4 protein-coding genes are annotated in these 2,743 nt (G+C 47.7%); 1 reads left to right on the top strand and 3 read right to left on the bottom strand.

Features of this window, described 5'->3' with window-relative positions; genetic code table 11:
* Positions 1-224: 224 nt before the first annotated feature.
* On the bottom strand, positions 225-485 hold the full coding sequence (locus VLA04_05775) for a hypothetical protein (GenBank protein HSI21171.1): 261 nt from the start codon (positions 483-485) through the stop codon (positions 225-227).
* 120 nt (positions 486-605) lie between these two features.
* Positions 606-1,109 (bottom strand): hypothetical protein, encoded by a 504-nt coding sequence (locus VLA04_05770; protein ID HSI21170.1) that lies wholly within the window; start codon positions 1,107-1,109, stop codon positions 606-608.
* Positions 1,110-1,448: 339 nt separating this feature from the next.
* Between VLA04_05770 and VLA04_05765 the strand changes: the two genes are divergently transcribed.
* Positions 1,449-2,108 carry a hypothetical protein gene (locus tag VLA04_05765; protein ID HSI21169.1) on the top strand — a complete coding sequence of 220 codons (660 nt, stop codon included), beginning with the start codon at positions 1,449-1,451 and terminating at the stop codon, positions 2,106-2,108.
* A gap of 114 nt (positions 2,109-2,222) precedes the next feature.
* Here the strand turns inward: VLA04_05765 and VLA04_05760 are convergent.
* Positions 2,223-2,743 (bottom strand): HAD hydrolase-like protein (locus tag VLA04_05760; GenBank protein HSI21168.1); only part of this gene is annotated, 521 nt, incomplete at its 5' end.

Genomic DNA, 2,743 nt, shown 5'->3' with positions numbered 1-2,743 from the left:
CTAGCTCATTGCGCAAGACCCACTTTCCTAACTCTCCCATGGAATATACTCACCATCTAGTAGAACTGGAAAGAAAGTAGTAGTTGGATACCCTTTTAGGCAAGATCGTGCCGCTCTACCAAGAGAAAAGGCCGACCGCAGGTTGGCTTTTTTCTTTTTGAGCCCATGTATTGAAAAGAGCGCCAAGTGAAACACTTGATGCTCAGGGATAATTCTTCCACTAATCATTCCTGATGAAACTGACCGGGAGACTGCTCACTGACAGAGCACGGGGTCTTCAAGCACATAGCCTGAACATCTCCTTTTATCTTCTCGAACAGTTCAGCCTCAATTCCAGGCAAAAGACCAACTACAATTACAGGTCCTTCGTCCATGTGAAAAACTGCAGAACTAGTGACCACTCGCTCGTGGAGTTTCAACAAATCTTGCAGCTTTTTAAATTCGTTGTTAGCAACTGAAACCTTTGACTCTTCTGAAACACTCATGCTGCCACTCTACCAGGAAAATACTAACCGGGAAGTTGTAAATAATGTGCGAGACCATACCGTACTTACCAAGAAAAACTACCTATTAAAAAGCCCCCTTCAAATCGGGGGCCTGCACCCTTAGGGGGCTGCAGATGGAAATCCAAGCCTATCAAGCTCACTCATAATCTCATCTCTAGATTTAGCGAGTCGCGCACGATGTTGCCACATTATGTAGTAGAGGAAAAATTCTTGATCCTCTTTTTCCAAGTGGTACGCATAAGAAGCGCAGCAGAGACTTGTGGGAATTTCGAGTGAAGAAGGACGTGGGACATCCCCGCCCCCGCCAAACATTCCATAAACCTTCACTGGCTTTTCCTCTCGCCTAAACTCGTAGAGCCCCTTAATGTTAAATGAAAGTTCCACGGTAGCCTTATTGACCTCAAACGCCTGATGCGGGGATCGGTAATGTCGAGGACGAGGAGAGACATACCTATTGCGAATTCCTTTGACTATCAATTTTGAGGCGGGAGTCCAGAACTCAACTCTATCCTTTGTGAGAGAACCGACACCCCTCACAAAGGACTCAACCACTTCATCAAATCGATCCAGGTGACATTCATACAGACCCGTTTCTGAGTACATGTACGCGAACCTTTCATGCATCCTTTCAGAGGAATTCCCTTTACGGAAAGCGTCAATATCGGCAAAAAGCCGCGGGTAACCTTGTTCCAATATTCATTCCTTGCCAGCAAAACGGCTGGACTTATAGATATATCACAATCCCGTTGTGACCATGGCGATCTTAGCATAGACACTTCCTAGTCACAACGAACTTTGGGCGAGACCACACCACCATGGGGAAGCTTTTCGTGCCCAAGGGTTAGCGCATTGACTTATTAACCAAAAAATGGTATATTCCGCACGTCTTTTATCAGGTTCTGAAAGAGATCGGGCCGAAAGCCCGTGACTTGTCACTTTAACATGAGATTCGTTTTCGCTCTTGTCTTTGCCGCAACCATCTTTTCCCTATCCATTGCGCAAGCTGTGCGCGATACCTATCCCCCTTCCCAGGCAAGCAACGTGGTGTACTACCGCACTGCCGCCACCTCATTTCCACACATTGCGGTATCGGCGCTGAAAAACCTGGACGGCACGTCCAACAAGACGGTCAGCTACCACGATATGCCGGGAGAGATTGTGGTGAAATCCTACACTCCCGCAAAAAGACAAAATGTCGGCCTCATAGAGCTGGGCATCGTAACGCCACCTAAAGCCTTCAAGGCTCTCCACAAGATTCCCGCCAGGGACTCTGTGGTGATAGTAGCCCAGGCAGGGAATGCCCGAGGCGTGCTCTTCTACAACAACAGCCCGCGCACCTACCCAATGTCAGGACTCTATCAGACTGTGATCTTCGAGGGTAACACCATGATCACGGTGTACACACGTCAACTCCCTGTAGTTGACGAGGTGGCAAAGACGGTGACGTTCACCTCTCAAGATTCCAAAAGTGTGTTACTTACGAACAGCGATAAGGAGATCCCTTCAGACTGGGCGTACACATTTGCAGAACCTTGGAACCACATCTGGACATGCCCGTTTGCCAATCGAGAGATTCTCATTGAAAAACGTACGCGTCAGTGATGCACCTATACCGGCCACACACAGCACCCGCTGTGCGTGGCCACTAAACCAGAGTAATTACGTAAGTGATGCCTCTGGTTTTTTATTACCCTAAATATGGCCTTATTTGCCCCGTCAAATCGAGAGAGTGTTCAATGGGACCGCGGGGAGACCTAATAGGGGAAGTAAACCGTCTAGATCATCTATGAGCTTTTGGACGGGCTCATTCTCTCTATTTTCTTGATGATAATCTGAGTTGATAAGCACAGCGTCTATTTCAACACTTTGCGCAGGGGCATAGTCCCACTTATAAGAGTCGCCCACCATGAGGGCCTCGTCCTTTGTAAGGTTATGGCGCTCGAGAACTTCAAGCATCTTTTCAGCCTTAGCCTTTGGATATTCAGCCGTGGCATAAACTTCGTCGAAATAATCTGTTAATTCAAAGTGCCTTACTTTTTCATCCAGCAGCCGGGCTGCCTCCTCTGCTTCATGAGGATGGGTTGAAAGAATGACTGTCATAATCCCATTCTCACGAAGTAACGTGAGCGTCTCAGCGGCTTGAGGCGTGAGACTCATATGCTCAAGGTAACTATGCTTTAACTGTTCATCAAGATAGAGCCAGACAGGATGGCGTGTTCTTTTAGTGGCATGTGGGT

The sequence above is a fragment of the Verrucomicrobiia bacterium genome, assembly GCA_035460805.1.
Classification (GTDB): domain Bacteria; phylum Patescibacteriota; class UBA1384; order CAILIB01; family CAILIB01; genus DATHWI01.
This window is presented reverse-complemented; position numbering and strand designations above follow the sequence as displayed.

Excerpts from the sequence above, each read along its gene's own strand:
- VLA04_05775 (HSI21171.1), bottom strand. The coding sequence starts at position 485 with ATGAGTGTTTCAGAAGAGTCAAAGGTTTCAGTTGCTAACAACGAATTT.
- VLA04_05770 (HSI21170.1), bottom strand. The coding sequence starts at position 1,109 with ATGTACTCAGAAACGGGTCTGTATGAATGTCACCTGGATCGATTTGAT.
- VLA04_05765 (HSI21169.1), top strand. The coding sequence starts at position 1,449 with ATGAGATTCGTTTTCGCTCTTGTCTTTGCCGCAACCATCTTTTCCCTA.